Source organism: Citrobacter sp. C6_1, from assembly GCF_014596835.2.
GTDB lineage: Bacteria > Pseudomonadota > Gammaproteobacteria > Enterobacterales > Enterobacteriaceae > Citrobacter > Citrobacter pasteurii.
In genome coordinates this window covers 4534885-4555020 of record NZ_CP115031.1, presented here as the reverse complement: position 1 = coordinate 4555020, position 20136 = coordinate 4534885, and the positions used below count along the sequence as shown (strand labels likewise).

The 20136-nt window shown below is 50.8% G+C and carries 18 protein-coding genes, 1 rRNA gene and 1 pseudogene; 10 read left to right on the top strand and 10 right to left on the bottom strand.

Annotated features, from left to right (window positions below; all coding sequences use genetic code 11):
* The first annotated feature begins 55 nt into the window (after window positions 1-55).
* Window positions 56-171: ribosomal RNA gene (gene rrf / locus IB196_RS21785) — 5S ribosomal RNA — on the top strand.
* Window positions 172-335: 164 nt separating this feature from the next.
* On the opposite strand, the gene mobB is transcribed toward rrf, so the two are convergent.
* Window positions 336-854 (bottom strand): molybdopterin-guanine dinucleotide biosynthesis protein MobB, encoded by a 519-nt coding sequence (gene mobB, locus IB196_RS21780; protein WP_149692153.1) that lies wholly within the window; start codon window positions 852-854, stop codon window positions 336-338.
* Window positions 836-1420, bottom strand: a complete 585-nt coding sequence (mobA, locus tag IB196_RS21775; protein WP_005121856.1) for a molybdenum cofactor guanylyltransferase MobA — start codon at window positions 1418-1420, stop codon at window positions 836-838. Before mobA ends, mobB begins: the two co-directional genes overlap by 19 nt.
* 69 nt (window positions 1421-1489) lie before the next feature.
* Between mobA and IB196_RS21770 the strand changes: the two genes are divergently transcribed.
* From IB196_RS21770 to dsbA, 3 genes are all read left to right on the top strand, one after another.
* A complete protein-coding gene (locus tag IB196_RS21770; protein WP_003028616.1) occupies window positions 1490-1759 on the top strand; it encodes a YihD family protein in 270 nt (89 codons plus the stop codon).
* A 76-nt stretch (window positions 1760-1835) separates the two neighbouring features.
* A complete protein-coding gene (locus IB196_RS21765) occupies window positions 1836-2822 on the top strand; it encodes a serine/threonine protein kinase (RefSeq protein ID WP_149692154.1) in 987 nt (328 codons plus the stop codon).
* 16 nt (window positions 2823-2838) lie between these two features.
* Window positions 2839-3462, top strand: coding sequence for a thiol:disulfide interchange protein DsbA (gene dsbA / locus IB196_RS21760; RefSeq protein ID WP_003028621.1), 624 nt, complete (start codon window positions 2839-2841; stop codon window positions 3460-3462).
* Between the two features lie 12 nt (window positions 3463-3474).
* On the opposite strand, the gene IB196_RS21755 is transcribed toward dsbA, so the two are convergent.
* A complete protein-coding gene (locus IB196_RS21755; RefSeq protein ID WP_233614764.1) occupies window positions 3475-4329 on the bottom strand; it encodes an acyltransferase in 855 nt (284 codons plus the stop codon).
* Here IB196_RS21755 and IB196_RS21750 point away from each other — a divergent pair.
* Window positions 4223-4468 (top strand): hypothetical protein, encoded by a 246-nt coding sequence (locus IB196_RS21750; protein ID WP_223237011.1) that lies wholly within the window; start codon window positions 4223-4225, stop codon window positions 4466-4468. The genes IB196_RS21755 and IB196_RS21750 overlap by 107 nt on opposite strands.
* A gap of 306 nt (window positions 4469-4774) precedes the next feature.
* Window positions 4775-7561 carry a DNA polymerase I gene (polA, locus tag IB196_RS21745; protein WP_188232339.1) on the top strand — a complete coding sequence of 929 codons (2787 nt, stop codon included), beginning with the start codon at window positions 4775-4777 and terminating at the stop codon, window positions 7559-7561.
* 333 nt (window positions 7562-7894) lie between these two features.
* Here polA and yihA read toward each other — a convergent pair whose 3' ends face one another.
* A complete protein-coding gene (yihA, locus tag IB196_RS21740; RefSeq protein ID WP_103771976.1) occupies window positions 7895-8527 on the bottom strand; it encodes a ribosome biogenesis GTP-binding protein YihA/YsxC in 633 nt (210 codons plus the stop codon).
* 260 nt (window positions 8528-8787) lie between these two features.
* On the opposite strand from yihA, the pseudogene IB196_RS21735 reads away from it, so the two are divergent.
* The 3 genes and pseudogenes from IB196_RS21735 to hemN all read left to right on the top strand — a co-directional run bounded on the left by IB196_RS21735 (window position 8788) and on the right by hemN (window position 11162).
* Window positions 8788-8922, top strand: a pseudogene (locus tag IB196_RS21735) (hypothetical protein).
* A gap of 168 nt (window positions 8923-9090) precedes the next feature.
* Entirely contained in the window at window positions 9091-9600 is a 510-nt protein-coding gene (gene yihI, locus IB196_RS21730) for a Der GTPase-activating protein YihI (protein ID WP_005121849.1), read from the top strand.
* A gap of 188 nt (window positions 9601-9788) precedes the next feature.
* A complete protein-coding gene (gene hemN, locus IB196_RS21725) occupies window positions 9789-11162 on the top strand; it encodes an oxygen-independent coproporphyrinogen III oxidase (protein WP_188232340.1) in 1374 nt (457 codons plus the stop codon).
* An 89-nt stretch (window positions 11163-11251) separates the two neighbouring features.
* On the opposite strand, the gene IB196_RS21720 is transcribed toward hemN, so the two are convergent.
* From IB196_RS21720 to glnA, 4 genes are all read right to left on the bottom strand, one after another.
* Complete coding sequence (locus tag IB196_RS21720; protein WP_086523820.1) at window positions 11252-11362, bottom strand: YshB family small membrane protein; 111 nt, start codon at window positions 11360-11362, stop codon at window positions 11252-11254.
* Window positions 11363-11474: 112 nt separating this feature from the next.
* Window positions 11475-12884, bottom strand: a complete 1410-nt coding sequence (glnG, locus tag IB196_RS21715) for a nitrogen regulation protein NR(I) (RefSeq protein WP_040233111.1) — start codon at window positions 12882-12884, stop codon at window positions 11475-11477.
* An 11-nt stretch (window positions 12885-12895) separates the two neighbouring features.
* Window positions 12896-13945: a nitrogen regulation protein NR(II) gene (glnL, locus tag IB196_RS21710; RefSeq protein ID WP_005121842.1), complete on the bottom strand. Its 1050-nt coding sequence runs from the start codon at window positions 13943-13945 to the stop codon at window positions 12896-12898.
* A 281-nt stretch (window positions 13946-14226) separates the two neighbouring features.
* A complete protein-coding gene (glnA, locus tag IB196_RS21705) occupies window positions 14227-15636 on the bottom strand; it encodes a glutamate--ammonia ligase (RefSeq protein ID WP_006686119.1) in 1410 nt (469 codons plus the stop codon).
* Between the two features lie 379 nt (window positions 15637-16015).
* Between glnA and typA the strand changes: the two genes are divergently transcribed.
* Window positions 16016-17839, top strand: coding sequence for a ribosome-dependent GTPase TypA (typA, locus tag IB196_RS21700; RefSeq protein WP_003028641.1), 1824 nt, complete (start codon window positions 16016-16018; stop codon window positions 17837-17839).
* A 90-nt stretch (window positions 17840-17929) separates the two neighbouring features.
* Here typA and ompL read toward each other — a convergent pair whose 3' ends face one another.
* Window positions 17930-18622, bottom strand: a complete 693-nt coding sequence (gene ompL / locus IB196_RS21695) for a porin OmpL (RefSeq protein WP_188232341.1) — start codon at window positions 18620-18622, stop codon at window positions 17930-17932.
* Between the two features lie 66 nt (window positions 18623-18688).
* On the bottom strand, window positions 18689-20110 hold the full coding sequence (locus tag IB196_RS21690) for an MFS transporter (protein WP_005121836.1): 1422 nt from the start codon (window positions 20108-20110) through the stop codon (window positions 18689-18691).
* Between the last annotated feature and the right edge of the window lie 26 nt (window positions 20111-20136).

Below are 20136 nucleotides of genomic sequence, written 5' to 3'. Positions count from 1 at the left end.
CAGCCTGATTACAGATGACATCGACATGCCAGGGCGTGTTGATAAACAGAATTTGCCTGGCGGCTGTAGCGCGGTGGTCCCACCTGACCCCATGCCGAACTCAGAAGTGAAACGCCGTAGCGCCGATGGTAGTGTGGGGTCTCCCCATGCGAGAGTAGGGAACTGCCAGGCATTAATTAAAGTGAAGAAGCCCATCCTGACGGATGGGCTTCTTTGCGTCTGTGCGGGGTAAAAACCGCCGGATGCAGCGTCCCGCCTTATCCGGCCTGCGCCGGGCTGAACGTATTTTGTAGGCCTGATAAGCGCAGCGCATCAGGCTCATCACAACACCACAGTTACCATCTTATCCATTGCGTAACAAAATCAGCAAGTTGCTGTATATCGTTGATATCTAACAATGGCACATCCACCGCCAGCGGAACATCACTGGCAACTGCGATAACATATTCGTCTATCGCCAATTCCTCAGGACTGTGCCCGCAACCGTCGCGAAACAGCACGATCTTAGCGACAGGTTCATGCTTAAAGCCCTCAACCAACACCATATCCAACGTTGAAGCGTCCATCCGGCTTACCAGATACGCTAAATCCAGTTCTGGCTCTTCCGGTGTTTCTACCATTAACGCCCATCGTTGCTGGCTGGCGACTAGCGTTTGTGCAGCACCCGCTTTACGAAGCTCATAGCTATCTTTGCCGGGTTTATCGACATCCATATTGTGATGAGTATGCTTAATTAATCCGGGACGTATACCTCTGGCACGTAGCTCCGGAATCAATTTTTTGAGCAGAGTGGTTTTTCCCGTTCCGCTCCATGCTGCAATGGCGAGTAATGGGATCATGATTTTTCCTGCCATTTTGCGAGTTCTTCGGGGGTGTTCACGTTCACGAACGCATCTTTGTGATCGCTGAAATCGACGGCATGGCCGCCAGCCTGGCGCATAAAGACCATAACGCGTCTTTCACCGGACTGAAGATAATCCTGCAGTAAGGGCTGCATGGAGCGGTGCATCAGCGCAATGGTCGGATGATCTCTTTCACCATCATGCACCCAGACAACCGGTGCAGCTTTGCGCTGCTCTTTTAAACGAGCGACCAGATCGTGAGGAATATAGGGCATATCGCACGGGCAGAACAAAAACCATTCCCCCGTTTGTTGCAGGAATACCGACAGCATCCCGGCCAGTGGGCCAGGGAAATCGGCCAATGAATCAGGAATAACTTTCAGGCCGCTTTGCTGGTATATATCCCTGTGGCGATTGGCATTAACCACCACGGTTTCGACCTGCAAAGCGAGAATGTCGGCCACATGTCGCCAAAGAGGTTTACTGTCCAGCTCAAGCAGACCTTTGTCGGTTCCACCCATCCGTCTGGCCTTACCACCTGCCAGCACAACCCCTGTTATTGCACTATCCAGAATCACTGATATCGCCTCTTTTAATGTGGGATTGACCCTGCTAACGTATCCGTATTGAGCCTAAGGAGCACAACCATGAAATGTAAACGTCTGAATGAAGTTATTGAACTCCTCCAGCCGGCCTGGCAAAAGGAACCCGATCTTAACCTGATGCAATTTTTACAGAAACTGGCGCAAGAGTCAGGTTTTGACGGCGAACTGGCGGATTTAACTGATGACATTCTGATCTATCATCTGAAAATGCGTGACTCGGCGAAAGACGCTGTCATCCCTGGTATTCAGAAAGATTATGAAGAAGATTTTAAAACTGCACTACTCCGCGCACGTGGCGTAATTAAAGAGTAAAAGCTTGTAATCGCCGCCACCGAAAGCGCTGCGAAATGATATCCTGAATCATTCGTAGTATTTTCCGGATGATGGGATGAACGACAACGCTTTTAATTTCCAGACGCTACACCCGGATACCATCATGGATGCACTGTTTGAGCAGGGGATCCGGGTGGATTCCGGGCTTACCCCGCTTAACAGCTATGAAAACCGTGTCTATCAATTCCAGGACGAAGACCGTCGACGCTTTGTCGTTAAATTTTATCGCCCTGAACGTTGGTCTGTCGATCAGATCCAGGAAGAACACCAGTTTGCTCTGGAACTGGTGAGCGATGAAGTCCCGGTAGCTGCGCCTCTGGTTCTGAATGGTCAAACGCTGTTGAGCCATCAGGGTTTTCACTATGCGATCTTCCCCAGCGTAGGTGGTCGTCAGTTTGAAGCCGACAACATCGATCAGATGGAGGCCGTGGGTCGCTATCTGGGGCGTATGCATCAGACCGGCTGCAAGCGTACTTTTGCCTTTCGCCCAACGATTGGCCTTGAAGAATACCTGACTGAGCCGCGTAACGTTTTTGAACACGCACCGCTGATCCCATCAGGGCAAAAAGCGGCCTTCCTTAAGGCAACGGATGCGCTGATCGCGCTCGTTACCGATCGCTGGCATACGCGTTTTACTACGTTACGCCTGCACGGTGATTGTCATGCCGGTAATATTCTGTGGCGCGATGGCCCAATGTTTGTCGATTTAGATGATGCCCGCAACGGTCCGGCTATTCAGGATTTATGGATGCTCCTCAATGGCGATAAAGCTGAACAACGCATGCAGCTTGAAACCATTATCGAGGCTTATGAAGAGTTTAGTGAGTTCGACATCTCTGAAATCGGACTGATAGAACCTTTACGCGCTATGCGTTTAGTTTATTATCTTGCCTGGCTAATTCGACGTTGGGCTGACCCTGCGTTTCCAAAAAACTTCCCGTGGTTAACCGGGGAAGATTACTGGCACCGTCAGACCGCGACCTTTATTGAGCAGGCAAAAATTCTGCAAGAGCCCCCCTTACAATTAACGCCAATGTATTAATCGGAGAAACGTGAACATGAAAAAAATATGGCTGGCGCTGGCTGGTATGGTTTTAGCTTTTAGCGCATCTGCAGCACAGTTCCAGGATGGCAAACAATACATCACCCTGGAGAAGCCTGTTGCAGGTGAACCGCAAGTGTTGGAGTTTTTCTCCTTCTACTGCCCGCACTGCTACCAGTTTGAAGAAGTGCTTCACGTGTCTGATAACGTGAAGAAAAAGCTACCGGAAGGCACCAAGATGACCAAGTACCACGTCGAATTTCTGGGGCCTTTGGGGAAAGATCTGACGCAGGCATGGGCGGTTGCTATGGCGCTGGGCGTTGAAGATCAGGTCACTGTTCCGCTGTTTGAAGGGGTTCAGAAAACTCAGACCGTTCAATCTGTTGCAGATATCCGCAAAGTGTTTGTCGACGCAGGTATTAAAGGCGAAGACTACGATGCGGCATGGAACAGCTTCGTGGTGAAATCACTCGTGGCGCAGCAGGAAAAAGCGGCGGCTGATTTGCAGCTGCAGGGCGTTCCGGCGATGTTCGTGAATGGCAAATATCAGGTAAACCCGCAGGGTATGGATACCAGCAGCATGGATATCTTTGTACAGCAGTATGCGGATACCGTGAAGTATCTGGTCGGTCAGAAGTAAAAGAAAAGCCGGTCACTGACCGGCTTTTTTATTTGAGGCTTTAATCGCGTCGAGCAGCGCGTCTTTCTCACTCCACAGTGTGTTTAGCCATAGCTGAAACCGACGCTTGAATCCCTTATCGTTCACGTAATCACCGTGCAACTCTTCATGGATTGGCTCCAGATTCACCCGCACGACAATCCGCGTTAACTTACCGCTCAGCATATCGTAGAACGGTCGGCTGCTGTTTTCCGGATAGCATAACGTGACGTTCAACATTTTATCGAACTGTGACCCCAGGACATTCAAGGCCATCGCAATACCGGCTGCCTTGGGAGGAAGCAGGTTTTGATAGGGTGAACGGGTTTGCTCGCGTTTTTCTTTGGTAAACCGTGAACCTTCAACAAAATTCACAATGGTTGTCGGATGCGCGCGAAATTTCTCGCAGGAACGACGTGTAGTTTCGACATCTTTACCGCGCCGTTCCGGATGACGGAGCAAGTAGCCACGCGAATAGCGTTTCATAAACGGCATATCCAGCGCCCAGCAGGCCAGGCCAATAAAGGGTACCCAGGCTAACTGCTGCTTGAGGAAGTATTTATTCATCGGGATGTGCTTACGAAACAGAACGCAAAGCACAACGATATCGGCCCAGCTGTAATGGTTACAAATGAGCAGATACCAGTTTTTCTTGCTAAGACCTTCCAGCCCTTCGACATCCCACTTCAGTCGTGGATTGAGGTGCAGCAGTAGCGCCAGACCCTCACACCAGCAGTACATCATGAAATTACAGAACACGGAAACCTTGCGCCAGACGACAGGAATGGGCAAAAGGAGTTTTACAACCCCCGCAAGGATGATCGGCACAGAACAAAAAATCGTGACCAATATGGTCAATATGATACTCAGCAACAGCGTTATCGCAGCGAGTATTCTCGTCATAATTAAATTATTCAAAAGGTTAGCCATAGATAGTGCGCTAAATGGGGCGCAAGGGGCTGATTTTATCAGAAAACCAACCAAATGATGGATCTTCCCTGGATAGAAAAAACAGGAATATCTATCCACATCAGGATATAAGCTGTAAAAATGGAATAAAATGCTGTGTCTTTATCTAATGTTTTGAAATTTATATAAAAATATTATGAAGTGATAATTTTGTTGCTACATTTAAAGAGCTGAAAATTATTTATTCACAAAGTTATCCACATCCGTGTTTGCGGGCAACGCAGAAGATCTGCAAAAGTTTTTCGACAAATGCGGCGAAAAACTCATGTTTTCATCCCGTCTGTGGCATCCTTTACCCATAATCTGATAAACAGGCACGGACATTATGGTTCAGATCCCAGAAAACCCACTTATCCTTGTAGACGGTTCATCTTACCTGTATCGCGCATACCACGCGTTCCCGCCGCTGACGAACAGCGCAGGAGAGCCTACTGGTGCGATGTATGGCGTCCTCAACATGCTGCGTAGCTTGATTCTGCAATATCAGCCTACGCATGCGGCGGTGGTATTCGACGCTAAGGGTAAAACCTTCCGTGATGAATTATTCGAACACTACAAGTCGCACCGCCCGCCAATGCCGGACGATTTACGTGCGCAGATTGAACCTCTGCATGCGATGGTAAAAGCGATGGGGCTGCCATTGCTGGCGGTTTCAGGCGTGGAAGCGGACGATGTCATCGGTACGCTGGCACGTGAGGCAGAGAAGGTGGGGCGTCCGGTGCTGATTAGCACCGGCGATAAAGATATGGCTCAGCTGGTGACGCCGAACATCACCCTCATCAACACTATGACTAATACGATCCTCGGCCCGGATGAGGTCGTGAATAAGTACGGTGTTCCGCCTGAACTGATCATTGATTTCCTAGCGCTGATGGGTGACTCCTCAGATAATATTCCGGGCGTTCCTGGCGTGGGTGAAAAAACGGCTCAGGCGCTGCTGCAGGGGCTGGGCGGGCTGGATACTCTCTATGCTGAATCAGACAAAATTGCGGGGCTGACCTTCCGTGGTGCGAAAACCATGGCGGGCAAGCTTGAGCAGAACAAAGAGGTGGCGTACCTCTCGTATAAGCTGGCTACCATCAAAACGGATGTTGAGCTGGAGTTGACCTGCGAGCAGCTGGAAGTCCGTCAGCCGGCAGCAGAAGAACTGCTTGGCTTGTTTAAACAGTATGAATTTAAGCGTTGGGTTAGCGACGTTGAAGCCGGTAAATGGCTACAGGCGAAAGGAACAAAACCGGCGGCAAAACCGCAGGAAACCATCGTCGTCGATGAAACGCCTGCGCAACCAGCCACGGTTCTCTCGTACGATAATTACGTGACGATTCTGGACGAAGAAACGCTGGAAGCGTGGATTGCAAAGCTGAAAAAAGCCCCCGTCTTTGCTTTTGATACAGAAACTGACAGCCTGGATAACATCTCCGCGAATCTGGTTGGCCTCTCCTTTGCTATTGAACCAGGTATGGCTGCGTATGTTCCTGTCGCTCATGATTACCTGGATGCCCCCGATCAGATTTCTCGTGATCGTGCGCTGGCGTTACTGAAGCCACTGTTGGAAGATGAGAACGCGCATAAAGTTGGGCAGAACCTGAAGTACGATCGCGGTATCCTGGCAAACTATGGCATCGAGCTGCGTGGCATCACCTTTGATACCATGCTCGAATCCTACATTCTTAACAGCGTCGCTGGCCGACACGATATGGACAGCCTGTCGGGCCGCTGGCTGAAACATAAAACCATCACCTTTGAAGAGATTGCCGGGAAAGGTAAAAACCAGCTGACCTTTAACCAGATAGCACTGGAAGAGGCCGGGCGCTATGCCGCAGAGGATGCCGATGTTACGCTTCAGTTGCACCTGAAGATGTGGCCAGAACTGCAGAAGCACAAAGGACCGCTAAACGTTTTCGAAAATATTGATATGCCGCTGGTTCCGGTTCTGTCCCGCGTTGAGCGCAACGGTGTGAAAATCGATCCGGCTGTTCTGCACAAGCATTCAGAAGAGCTGACGCTGCGTTTGAGCGAGCTGGAGCAAAAAGCACACGAGATTGCCGGAGAAGCGTTTAACCTCTCTTCCACCAAGCAACTGCAAACCATCCTGTTTGAAAAGCAGGGTATTAAGCCGCTGAAGAAAACCCCTGGCGGCGCGCCATCAACGTCAGAAGAGGTGCTGGAAGAGTTAGCGCTGGATTATCCGTTGCCGAAAGTTATCCTGGAATATCGTGGGTTAGCAAAACTAAAGTCGACCTACACGGATAAGCTTCCGTTGATGATCAACCCAAAAACCGGGCGTGTGCATACCTCATATCACCAGGCTGTCACGGCGACCGGACGTTTGTCTTCAACCGATCCGAACCTGCAAAACATCCCGGTACGTAATGATGAAGGTCGTCGTATTCGTCAGGCGTTTATTGCGCCAGAAGACTACGTGATTGTCTCTGCGGACTACTCGCAGATCGAGCTGCGTATTATGGCGCATCTCTCGCGCGATAAAGGCCTGCTTACCGCGTTTGCCGAAGGAAAAGATATTCACCGTGCAACGGCGGCAGAAGTTTTTGGTTTACCGCTGGATTCAGTGACCAGCGAACAGCGTCGTAGCGCAAAAGCCATCAACTTCGGTCTGATCTATGGCATGAGTGCTTTCGGTCTGGCGCGCCAGTTGAATATTCCGCGTAAAGAAGCACAGAAGTACATGGATCTCTACTTCGAACGCTACCCAGGCGTGTTGGAATATATGGAACGCACCCGCGCGCAGGCGAAAGAGCAGGGTTATGTAGAAACGCTGGAAGGTCGCCGTCTCTATTTACCGGATATTAAATCCAGTAATGGTGCTCGTCGTGCAGGTGCAGAACGCGCGGCAATTAACGCCCCGATGCAGGGTACTGCCGCAGACATTATCAAGCGAGCGATGATTGCCGTGGACGGATGGCTGCAAACCGAGCAGCCGCGTGTGCGCATGATCATGCAGGTGCACGATGAACTGGTGTTCGAAGTGCACAAAGATGACCTTGAAAGCGTCTCGAAAAAGATCCATCAGCTGATGGAAAACGAGACCCAGATTGACGTGCCATTGCTGGTGGAAGTCGGTAGTGGCGAAAACTGGGATCAGGCGCACTAAGGGTTTACTGAATAACGGCTCTTTTTCGTAACTAAGCAACATAAGATAGAACTTTTTGTGATGTCCATTAGAATTCCCTATGTAAGGAATGAAAAAAAATTACAAAAAATGCTTTCTGAGCTGCTCAAAAAAGAGTAAAGTTATTCACGTAGGGTACAGAGGTAAGATGTTCTATCTTTCAGACCTTTTACTTCACGTAATCGGATTTGGCTGAATATTTTAGCCGCCCCAGTCAGTAATGACTGGGGCGTTTTTTATTGTGCGAAAGAAAAGTTTTGTACATGCTGTAGGCCGGATAAGACGCGCAGCGGCGCCATCCGGCAATACCGTGGGCTACTCCCCGTCCTGCATCTCTTCAACCGGTGCCAGCTCACTAAACCAGCTATCCAGCTTCTGACGCAGTTTGTCCACACCCAGCTTCTTCAATGATGAAAATGCTTCTACCTGCACATCACCGTTAAATGCCAGTACGGCTTCACGCACCATATTCAGCTGTGCTTTGCGGGCACCACTGGCCAGCTTATCTGCTTTAGTCAGTAGAACCAGAACCTGAACGTTGCTCTCAACAGCCCACAGGATCATCTGCTGGTCGAGATCTTTTAGCGGGTGACGAATATCCATTAATACCACCAGACCCTGCAGGCTCTGGCGTTTTTCCAGGTATTCGGCCAGTGCGCGCTGCCATTTACGTTTCATCTCTTCCGGCACTTCGGCATAGCCGTAACCTGGCAAATCGACCAGGCGTTTACCATCCACAACTTCAAACAGGTTGATGAGCTGAGTACGGCCTGGTGTTTTAGAGGTACGCGCCAGACTCTTTTGATTGGTCAGGGTATTTAGTGCACTGGATTTGCCTGCGTTGGAACGGCCAGCAAAAGCCACTTCAATTCCCGTATCAGAAGGTAAATGGCGAATATCAGGCGCACTCATCACAAAATGCGTCTGTTGATAATTCAAGTTAGTCAACGTGGTCGTCTCCATCAATCAAGGCTTTGCAGCGATTATACCTGAACACCAGCAAAAGGCTGGTTTTTCGACGAGTGGGATGTGTAAGTCAAAACCTCGCACTTTGTGAGACATTGCCGATAGTATCTATGCGAGAAAACAGAGTAGAAAATAATATTGATCATGTAAATCAGCATATTACGTTTGGGCTGAATTCTGAAAAGTTGAAATTGTTACCTGGCTTACTTGTGTGTTTATCTTAAGAAGGTAAAGTAGCATCCATAGCGAGGAAGCTGACAGGATAGACGACTCAGGATGAGGGTCAGGAGCGCCAGGAGGCGAAGACACAGGATTGTCAGGAAGACAAACGTCCGGAGACGTTAGTAAAAGGAAATGGAAACAACACGGAATGTTAGAGGCTAAGGGAAAAACAGGGTGTGTTGATAGCCAACAGGGATTGTAGAGCCCGTAAGGGTTGAGAGTCAGGAAAAAAGGCGACAGATTACTCTGTCGCCTTTTTTCTTTATTTCTGCTAGATTCCGGCGCAATTATATACTGAATAAAACAGCCAAAGACGAATCATGATGAAACCAACTTCTACACCACGCGGTAAAGGTCCTGCAAAAGCGCGTCGTAAAACACGCGAAGAAATTAACCAGGAAGCTCGCGACCGTAAGCGCCAGAAAAAACACCGTGGTCATGCGGCAGGTAGCCGTGCGTCCGGTAGCGAAGGCGCATCTGGTGGCGGAAACCAAAATAAGCAAAAAGATCCTCGTATTGGCAGCAAAACCCCCATTCCATTGGGCGTGACCGAAAAAGTCACCAAACAGCACAAACCGAAAAGTGAGAAACCTATGCTTTCACCACAGGCTGAGTTGGATTTACTGGAAACGGATGAGCGCCTGGATGCGCTGCTGGAGCGTCTTGAAGCCGGAGAAACCCTGAGCACAGAAGATCAGACCTGGGTTGATGCCAAACTGGATCGCATCGACGAGCTGATGCAAAAGTTAGGTCTTTCTTACGATGACGAGGAAGAAGAGGATGAGGAAGAAAAGCAGGAAGACATGATGCGCCTGCTGAAAGGTGGCAACTAACGGTTTTACACCGTGGGTCTTCCCGTCCTGCTTATAACCCTTCCGGTTATATGTTATCTGGTGTGGTTATTCGTTAAACTACAGCGGTTGTCGCGGCGACAGAAGTGGCTGCGCAACCGGCTTTGCACCCGCACTGGGGTTAAGCCGGTACGCCGTACCCGCCAGAGACGCCATCGGAAGGAGTGAGCATGTCTGAACAGCTAATAGACTGGGACCTGGCCCTGATCCAGAAATATAACTATTCCGGGCCACGATATACCTCGTACCCGACCGCGCTGGAGTTCTCTGAAGACTACGGTGCAGAAGCGTTTTTACACGCCGTGGCGCGTTATCCTGAGCGCCCACTTTCGTTATACGTTCACATCCCGTTCTGCCATAAACTGTGTTACTTCTGTGGCTGCAATAAGATTGTGACCCGTCAGCAGCATAAAGCCGATCAATACCTCGATGCCCTGGAACAAGAAATTATTCACCGCGCACCGTTGTTTTCTGGACGGCATGTCAGCCAGCTACACTGGGGTGGCGGCACGCCAACTTACTTAAATAAAGCGCAAATCAGCCGTTTGATGTCGCTGCTGCGTGGTAACTTCAACTTTAACGATGATGCCGAAATCTCGATCGAAGTTGATCCGCGCGAAATTGAGCTGGATGTGCTCGATCATTTACGCGCTGAAGGTTTTAACCGCCTGAGCATGGGGGTGCAGGACTTCAACAAAGAAGTTCAGCGCCTGGTGAACCGTGAGCAGGACGAGGAATTTATCTTTGCGCTACTTAACCATGCGCGTGAGATCGGTTTCACCTCAACAAATATTGATCTGATTTATGGCCTGCCAAAACAGACGCCGGAAAGCTTCGCCTTCACCCTGAAACGCGTGTCTGAGCTGAATCCAGACCGTCTGAGCGTCTTTAACTACGCGCATCTGCCAACGCTTTTCGCAGCCCAGCGCAAGATCAAAGATGCTGACCTGCCCAGCGCGCAGCAGAAGCTGGATATTCTGCAGGAGACCATCTCTTCACTGACCGACGCCGGCTATCAGTTCATTGGCATGGATCACTTTGCCCGCCCGGATGATGAACTGGCCATTGCTCAACGCAAAGGCGTGCTGCATCGTAATTTCCAGGGTTATACCACCCAGGGCGATACTGATTTACTGGGGATGGGCGTATCGGCCATTAGCATGATTGGCGACAACTACGCGCAGAACCAGAAAGAGCTGAAGCACTATTACCAGCAGGTCGACGAGCAAGGTAACGCACTGTGGCGCGGAATTACGCTGACCCGCGACGACTGCATTCGTCGGGATGTTATTAAGCTTTTGATCTGCAACTTCCGCCTCGACTATGCTGCCGTGGAACAGCAATGGGATCTGAACTTCGCTGACTATTTTGCTGAAGACCTGAAACTGCTGGCGCCACTGGCGAAAGATGGGCTGGTGGATGTGGATGAGAATGGGATTCAGGTTACACCGAAGGGGCGCCTGCTAATTCGTAATATTTGTATGTGCTTTGATGCATATCTGCGCCAGAAAGCACGCATGCAGCAGTTCTCCCGCGTCATTTAACCGGGTTGCCCGGTGGCGCTACGCTTACCGGGCCTACACGTCGCGATAATCTGTAGGCCGGATAAGCGTTAGCGCCATCCGGCGCACCTTCAGCTGAACAGCCCAACCAGCGCCGCACACAGCACTGCGGCAACCGCAGTTTGTGGCGTGTGGCTGTCGACTGAGCCGCTCGACAGCAGATTAATGATTGATTCCAGCATGATGACTTCCCCCCATTTGCCGGGCACGATCATACTTAACTCATCGGAACAGTAAAGCGCAAAATAGCAGCAATTTGCGCTCAATGATCAATCTTTACACAGTGATGAATCGTCACTCCATTCCGAGTTCTTTTAACTTGCGCGTCAAGGTATTACGCCCCCAGCCGAGCAAGCGCGCTGCTTCCTGTTTATGTCCCTGGGTATGACGTAGCGCGGTGGTCAACAGCGTGCGCTCCATTTCCGGTTGAGCCTCAGAAAGCAGGTTTTGATGACCGGAACGCAAGGCTCGGTCTGCCCACTGTGCCAACAGGGTTGCCCAGCTGTCCGGCTGCATGTGTGAAGGCGCATTGGGCACGCTGGCTTCAAACAGTTCGGCCGGTAAGTCCTGAATCAGTACTTCCTGGCCGGCGGCCATGACGGTTAACCAGCGACAGGTGTTCTCAAGCTGACGTACGTTACCCGGCCAGGCCAGACGCGTAAGCGCCGCTTCGGTTTCAGGGTGGAGTTGCTTGGCTTCCACACCCAACTCGCGGGCGGCTTCCTGCAGGAAATGACGTGCCAGACGGGGGATATCTTCCCTGCGCTCACGCAGCGGGGGCAAATGGACGCGAATTACGTTCAGACGGTGGAATAAATCCTCACGGAATTTGCCTTCCTGCACGCGCAGTTCCAGATTCTGGTGGGTGGCTGCGATAATTCGAACATCTACCTTTACGGGCGCGTATCCGCCAACGCGGTAAAACTGCCCATCGGCTAATACGCGCAACAAACGTGTCTGTACGTCCAGCGGCATATCGCCAATTTCATCAAGGAAGAGGGTGCCGCCATCAGCCTGTTCGAAACGCCCCTGACGAATGGTATTTGCCCCGGTAAACGCCCCTTTTTCGTGGCCAAATAGCTCAGACTCGATCAAATCTTTCGGAATAGCCGCCATGTTCAGCGCGATAAATGGCGCTTTGACGCGCGGGCTATGACGATGCAACGCATGGGCGACCAGCTCTTTACCGGTCCCGGACTCTCCGTTAATCAATACGCTGATTGACGATCGGGACAGTCGGCCAATTATGCGAAAGACGTCCTGCATTGCCGGCGCTTCGCCGATGATGTCGGTTGTTGGGCCATTGATCTGAACATTGCGCGGCTGCTGCTGTTCCTGATAATGGCTGATGGCACGTTCGACCAGCGCCACGGCTTCATCGATATCAAAAGGTTTGGGCAGATAATCAAACGCCCCTTGCTGGTAGGCGCTGACGGCAGCATCCAGATCGGAGTGTGCGGTCATTATGATGACCGGAAGCATCGGATGCCGCGCTTTGATCTGTTTTAACAGCGTCAGACCGTCCATGCCCGGCATGCGAATATCCGACAACAGTACGTCAGGCGTTTTGCTGGCCAGCGCATCCAGCACCTCTTTACCGCTTTCAAATGTGGTGCAGCTTAGTCCTGCCCCTGCGAGCGCACGTTCAAGCACCCAACGGATGGAACTATCGTCATCAACTACCCAGACTATTCCTCGTTGCATAAACGTCACCTTTATTTCCTGATAGGCAGGTAAACCGAGAACTCGGTATGACCCGGCCAGCTGGTAAATTCAATTTTGCCGGAATGTTGATCAATCAAATTACGGGCGATGGATAATCCAAGGCCGGTACCGCCTTCGCGACCGCTGACCATTGGGTAGAACAGCGTGTCCTGCAAATGCGAGGGAATACCCGGACCGTTATCCTCAACATCAATCCGTGCCGCCAGGCGATAACGTACGCCGTGCAGCGTGAGCTGAAACGCGGTGCGGGTACGCAGAATGATCTCTCCGCCTTCCGGCCCCAGCGCCTGTAGAGCATTACGCACGATATTCAGCAGAACTTGTTCTATCTGATCCGGATCGTGCAGCAGTTCTGGCAGGCTAGGGTCGTAATCACGAATCAGCGTGACGTTTTCCGGGAGCTCCATTGAGACCAGCGCCACCACACGCTCCGCCACCTTGTGAATACTTTCCGTGACGTGCATACCCGGCTGTTGTGGTCCCAGCAGGCGATCAACCAGATTACGCAGGCGGTCGGCCTGCTCAATAATGACTTTGGTATATTCAGTCAACGCCGGATCCGGAAGCGCTTTGCTGAGAAGTTGCGCCGCCCCGCGCAGGCCGCCCAACGGGTTTTTAATTTCGTGTGCCAGACCACGTACCAGATCGCGGGCGGCAATCTGCTGGGCGTGCTGGAGCTGCTCCTGACTCAGACGACGCTGGTTATCCATTGGCGCCATCTCCAGCAGGATAAGGCCATCAGGCAGCCTCTGAGCGGTCACTGAGAGGATATGTGAGTGGCTGTCTATCACCAGCGTCACTTCGTTATCCGTAAAGCCCTGGCCTGCTTCCAGGCTCTCTCGCATCAGTCCGATGTTTAAGGAGAAATAACTCAACAGATCGGGAAGCGGTGTACCAAACAGTTTGCGGGAGCTTTGGGCGAGCAGCTGTTGCGCAGCCGGGTTGGCGTAATGCACCGCCAGCTCATCGTCGACGAGTAAAATGCTGTTGATTAACGAATTAAGGATCTGCCCAGCATCGGGCAGCGTGCCGGTTGCCATTCAGCAGTCTCCTGAAAAGTATTGCACCAATTTAGTGCATTATAGCTTTTTACGCATAAAAAGCGCGAGAAAGCAGGTTGTTAGTGGAGAAAAAAGCCCATCCTGGGATGGGCTACAGATGACTGGCAAACGCAGGTGCCGGACGGTGGCTTTACCTTATCCGGCCTACAAGGTGATGTTACCGGTAGGCCTGATAAGCTTGCGCCATCAGGCATCCTATCATTCGCCATCGATCTCAAGCCTGCCTGAGCAGGCTAAAAGTTCCACGGCAACTCAAACGATTAAACGCTGTAGTACAGCTCAAACTCTACCGGGTGCGGAGTCATACGCACACGGTCATCTTCTTCGCGACGCAGCGCAATGTACGCATCGATCGCTTCATTGGTGAACACGCCGCCTGCGGTCAGGAACTCGCGATCCAGATCCAGTTCTTTCAGTGCTTCTTCCAGAGAACCCGCAACCTGTGGGATTTCTTTCGCTTCTTCCGGCGGCAGGTCATACAGGTTTTTGTCCATGGCTTCGCCCGGGTGGATCTTGTTCTTGATACCGTCAAGACCGGCCATCAGCAGTGCAGCGAAGCACAGATACGGGTTAGCAGCTGGGTCCGGGAAGCGCACTTCAATACGACGCGCTTTCGGGGAAGCAACAACCGGAATACGGATAGAAGCAGAACGGTTACGGGCAGAGTAAGCCAGCATAACCGGCGCTTCGTAGCCTGGGACCAGACGCTTGTAGGAGTTGGTGGTCGGGTTCGCCAGGGCGTTGATCGCTTTAGCGTGTTTGATTACGCCGCCGATGTAGAACAGCGCCTGCTCAGACAGACCCGCATATTTGTCGCCAGAGAACAGGTTTACGCCGTTCTTGGACAGGGACATGTGGCAGTGCATGCCGGAACCGTTATCGCCAAACATAGGTTTTGGCATAAAGGTCGCAGTTTTACCGAAACGGTGCGCAACGTTGTGAACCACATATTTGTAGATCTGAATTTCGTCCGCTTTTTTAGTCATGGTGTTAAAGCGGGTCGCGATTTCGTTCTGGCCAGCGGTCGCCACTTCATGGTGGTGCGCTTCAACAACCAGACCCATCTCTTCCATGATCAGACACATGGTAGAACGGATGTCCTGAGAAGAATCTACCGGAGGAACCGGGAAGTAACCGCCTTTCACACCAGGACGGTGACCTTTGTTACCACCTTCGTATTTGGTGGAGGAGTTCCATGCGCCTTCGATGTCATCGATAGCCACGTGGGAACCGGAAATAGACGCGCCGAAACGGATGTCGTCAAACAGGAAGAATTCTGGCTCTGGCCCGAACAGAACGGTGTCTGCGATGCCGGTGGAACGCAGATACTCTTCAGCGCGTTTTGCGATGGAGCGCGGGTCGCGGTCATAGCCCTGCAGCGTGCCGGGTTCCAGGATATCGCAACGGATGATCAGGGTTGACTCTTCAAAGAACGGGTCGATGAGTGCAGTCGACGCATCTGGCATCAGAACCATGTCTGATTCGTTAATGCCTTTCCAGCCACCGATTGAGGAGCCGTCAAACATTTTGCCTTCTTCAAAGAATTCGGCATTTACCTGGTGAGCAGGAATAGTGACGTGCTGTTCTTTACCTTTGGTATCGGTGAAGCGCAAATCAACAAACTTCACTTCGTGTTCATTCAGCATCGTCAAAACGTGTTCAGCGGACATACTTACTCTCCCGGATTGGTCGTGGTCGTCGTGGTAACGAAGTCTTCAATTCTGCAAAAATTGGCCGTGTCGCCGTAAAAAATATAAAGCGAAATCTGTGCCAACTTTTAAATTGCCCCTAAAAGGCGTTATCATGCGCACCATCGTGCAAAGGGGCTGCACCATGAAGGTTGTATTGCACCATTATAGTGCTTTAATGTGAACATTAAGCACCATATTGGTGCAAAGCATGTCAGATTACCCCTTTTAACGCTCCGTGAATGTGATCACAAAGAAACTCTGCAATACTTGTTTGCGGAGGATGTTTGTGATCCTGTTTTGTACTGCGATTAATCCGTGTACAATAACGCGCTATTTCTAAAATGCCTGAGGCAAAGTTGTGATCGAAAATTTGCGTAACATCGCCATCATCGCGCACGTAGACCATGGTAAAACGACCCTGGTAGACAAGCTGCTCCAACAATCCGGTACGTTCGATGCACGTGCTGAAACCCAAGAGCGCGTGATGGACTCCAACGATTTGGAGAAAGAGCGTGGGATTACCATCCTCGCTAAAAACACCGCTATCAAATGGAATGACTACCGTATCAACATCGTTGATACCCCGGGGCACGCCGACTTCGGTGGTGAAGTTGAACGTGTAATGTCCATGGTCGACTCCGTGCTGCTGGTGGTGGATGCAATGGACGGTCCGATGCCGCAGACGCGCTTCGTGACCAAAAAAGCCTTTGCCCATGGCCTGAAGCCAATTGTTGTTATCAACAAAGTTGACCGTCCTGGCGCGCGTCCTGACTGGGTTGTTGATCAGGTATTCGACCTGTTCGTTAACCTCGACGCTACCGACGAACAGCTGGACTTCCCGATCGTTTACGCTTCCGCGCTGAACGGTATCGCAGGTCTGGATCACGAAGATATGGCTGAAGACATGACTCCGCTGTATCAGACCATCGTTGATCGCGTACCGGCTCCGAACGTAGACCTTGATGGCCCGCTGCAGATGCAAATCTCCCAGCTGGACTACAACAACTACGTTGGCGTAATCGGCATCGGCCGCATTAAACGCGGTAAAGTTAAACCGAACCAGCAGATCACTATCATTGATAGCGAAGGCAAAACCCGTAACGGTAAAGTCGGTAAAGTCCTGACTCATCTGGGTCTGGAACGTATCGAGAGCGATATTGCCGAAGCAGGCGATATCATCGCGATCACCGGTCTGGGCGAACTGAACATCTCCGACACCATCTGCGACCCGCAGAACGTCGAAGCGCTGCCGGCTCTGTCCGTTGATGAACCGACCGTAACCATGTTCTTCTGCGTAAACACTTCTCCGTTCTGTGGTAAAGAAGGTAAATATGTTACCTCTCGTCAGATCCTTGATCGCCTGAACAAAGAGCTGGTGCACAACGTTGCGCTGCGCGTTGAAGAAACCGAAGATGCGGATGCGTTCCGTGTATCCGGTCGTGGTGAGCTGCACCTGTCTGTTCTGATTGAAAACATGCGTCGTGAAGGTTTCGAAATGGCGGTTTCCCGTCCGAAAGTTATCTTCCGCGAAATCGATGGCCGTAAACAAGAGCCGTTCGAAAACGTAACGCTGGACGTCGAAGAGCAGCATCAGGGTTCTGTCATGCAGGCTCTGGGTGAGCGTAAAGGCGACCTGAAAAACATGAATCCAGATGGCAAAGGCCGCGTACGTCTTGACTACGTGATCCCAAGCCGTGGCCTGATCGGCTTCCGTTCAGAATTCATGACCATGACTTCCGGTACCGGTCTGCTGTACTCCACCTTCAGCCACTACGACGATGTTCGTGCGGGTGATGTGGGTCAGCGTCAGAACGGCGTACTGATCTCCAACGGCCAGGGTAAAGCAGTTGCGTTCGCACTGTTCAGCCTGCAGGATCGCGGTAAGCTGTTCCTGGGTCACGGTGCTGAAGTTTACGAAGGCCAGATCATCGGTATTCACAGCCGCTCTAACGACCTGACGGTAAACTGCCTGACCGGTAAGAAACTGACCAACATGCGTGCGTCCGGTACTGACGAAGCAACGGTTCTGGTTCCGCCGGTTAAGATGACTCTGGAGCAGGCTCTGGAATTCATCGATGACGACGAACTGGTAGAAGTTACCCCAACCTCTATCCGTATCCGTAAGCGTCACCTGACTGAAAACGATCGTCGCCGTGCAATGCGTGGCGCGAAAGAAGAGTAATACGGACAATCCGTAGGCCGGGTAAGCGTAAGCACCACCCGGCAAGTAAAAGCCGCTGATGATCAGCGGCTTTTTTTATCATCAGTAGTATTAGAAGAAATACTTTGCCCCAACACGAATCTGGTTTTGTTCGCGATGATAAGGTTCAACATTGCGATCTAACCAGCGTAATTCCAGGTAGGGCAACCAGTGTTCATTGATCCGATACTTAAAGGTATTGGTAATTTCCCAGTGATGATCTTTTCCGTTGCTGCTATTGAAGTCATTGACGCGCATAAAATAGTGCGGTTCAAAGGTATAGGAAAATTTATCGGTAATGGCAAAGTTCCAGTAGTTACCTATTTCATAGGTATCATTATTATCCAGGTCACCGTTCTGGTCGGTTGAACTGTAGTTATTATGGTTATATCGGTTACGTACGGTAAGATTAAACCATGGGGTAAATTTATAGTTAACATCCAGATAAGCAGCACCACCGGAACCAGTACTCTTATCGTTTATTAGCCCGCCGGGCTGGATGGTTAATTTATCTGTCGGTTTAAATAACGGATACCAGCCTTCAATTTCGTTATAGCCGTGTTTTAACTCATCCTTGCGTTGCATAGTGTAGGTGTTGGTGAGCATGATGCCCGCGCCCATATCGGAGTTATAGCCGACGCGCATCATCACTTCTATCTGATCGGAAGCCAGATTATATGCTTCGCGGTTCTCGATATAGGCACCCGCAAAAACAGAAGTGGAAACAACAGAGGATAAGAGAATTATTGTATTTAATTTTTTCATGATAAATCCATTTTTTAAGCGTAGGGAGGCCGCCATCCATTAAGATGGAATAAGCGGCAATTATTTTTATACGTTTACAGCAGAGGTTTTCTTTTTATGGCTAATGCGTTCTGGTTGAATGTTATTTTTCTTCCGTTGGCTGATTTCCTCAATAATAAAAGCAAAACGGGCTTCGCTGAGTTTATAAAAGAAGCCCATCGTGATTGCCGCAATAATTGCCAGCCCACAGGGCCAGAGAAAAATAAGCTGACGCAAACCAAGCAGGGTTGCATCACTCTGGGCAATATTGGGGATATAACCGATTTGCGTCAGCATAATACCTGGCAGGAAACCGGCCAGCGCTGCGGAAATTTTGCGAGAAAAGGTATAACCCGTATATACCGAGCCTTCCGCACGGATCCCCGTCTTCCATTCGCCATAATCGACCGTATCCGGAACCAGCGCCCAGTTCAGGCTGTTAACAAAAGCGGTTCCGAAGAAGGCCATGCAGGAAAACGTTACGAATAAAAATGACGTACTGCCCCAGAAAAAGTTCAGCACATCGCCGATTGCCCATAACGCCAGACCGCCGAGGTAAACCTGTTTTTTACCGAAGCGTTTTACAGCTGTGGGCACCAGCAGTACCCCAAGCAGAATGCACCCCATGCTGAAAAACCCCATCCAGGAGAGCAGGTGGATATCGTTGAGCACGTACTGGGTGTAATACACCTGGATTGCCAGCTTAATGTTGAATGCCGCCAGCGTGCACAGGTTGGCAATACACAGCACCAGCAGCGGAGGGTTACGGAAAATGGCGCAAAACGACTTGAGAATACTGGGCTTATGATGGTCCGGTACGATTTCGATATAGCGTTCCTTCACACCGCTAAAGCACCACCACATGCTGAATAACCCGCAGACGGAGAAGATCAGTGCGGCAATCAGATAACCCAGCGAAGGCGAACTGACAAATAGCGCCTGAATTGGCATAAAGCCAACGGTACACAGTAACAGGCCTACGGTAGCGCCGCCCTGACGCCAGGCGGCGAGCTGAGCGCGCTCATGCGGATTTTTAGTAATTGCAGGCACCATCGCGCCGTAGGAGCAGTTCATCAGGCTATAGAACAGGCCGAACAGCATGAACAACACCGTCGCCAGCCCGGTTTTCACCGTCAGCGTAAAGCCTGTCGCTAAAAACTGCGCGCTGGCGACGACGGCGACAGGAAATGACGCATACAAAATAAAGGGTCTGAATTTCCCCTTTGCGCCAATATTACGCCTTGAGTCCAGCAATACACCGGTCAACATATCAGTGAAGGCGGTGAAGAACTTCGCCACCAAAAAGATAATCCCACCGTAATACGCCGGCATCCCTAGTTCATCGGTATAAAATTTAAGCAGATACAGCGTGCCGATACACAGCATCAAATTTGAGCCGAAGTCACCCACTCCGTAGGCGAATTTTTCACGCAGGCTCAGTTTTAGCGTTAGCGGATCATGAAAAGACATAATCGCTCCTCAATAGCGCCCCGTAG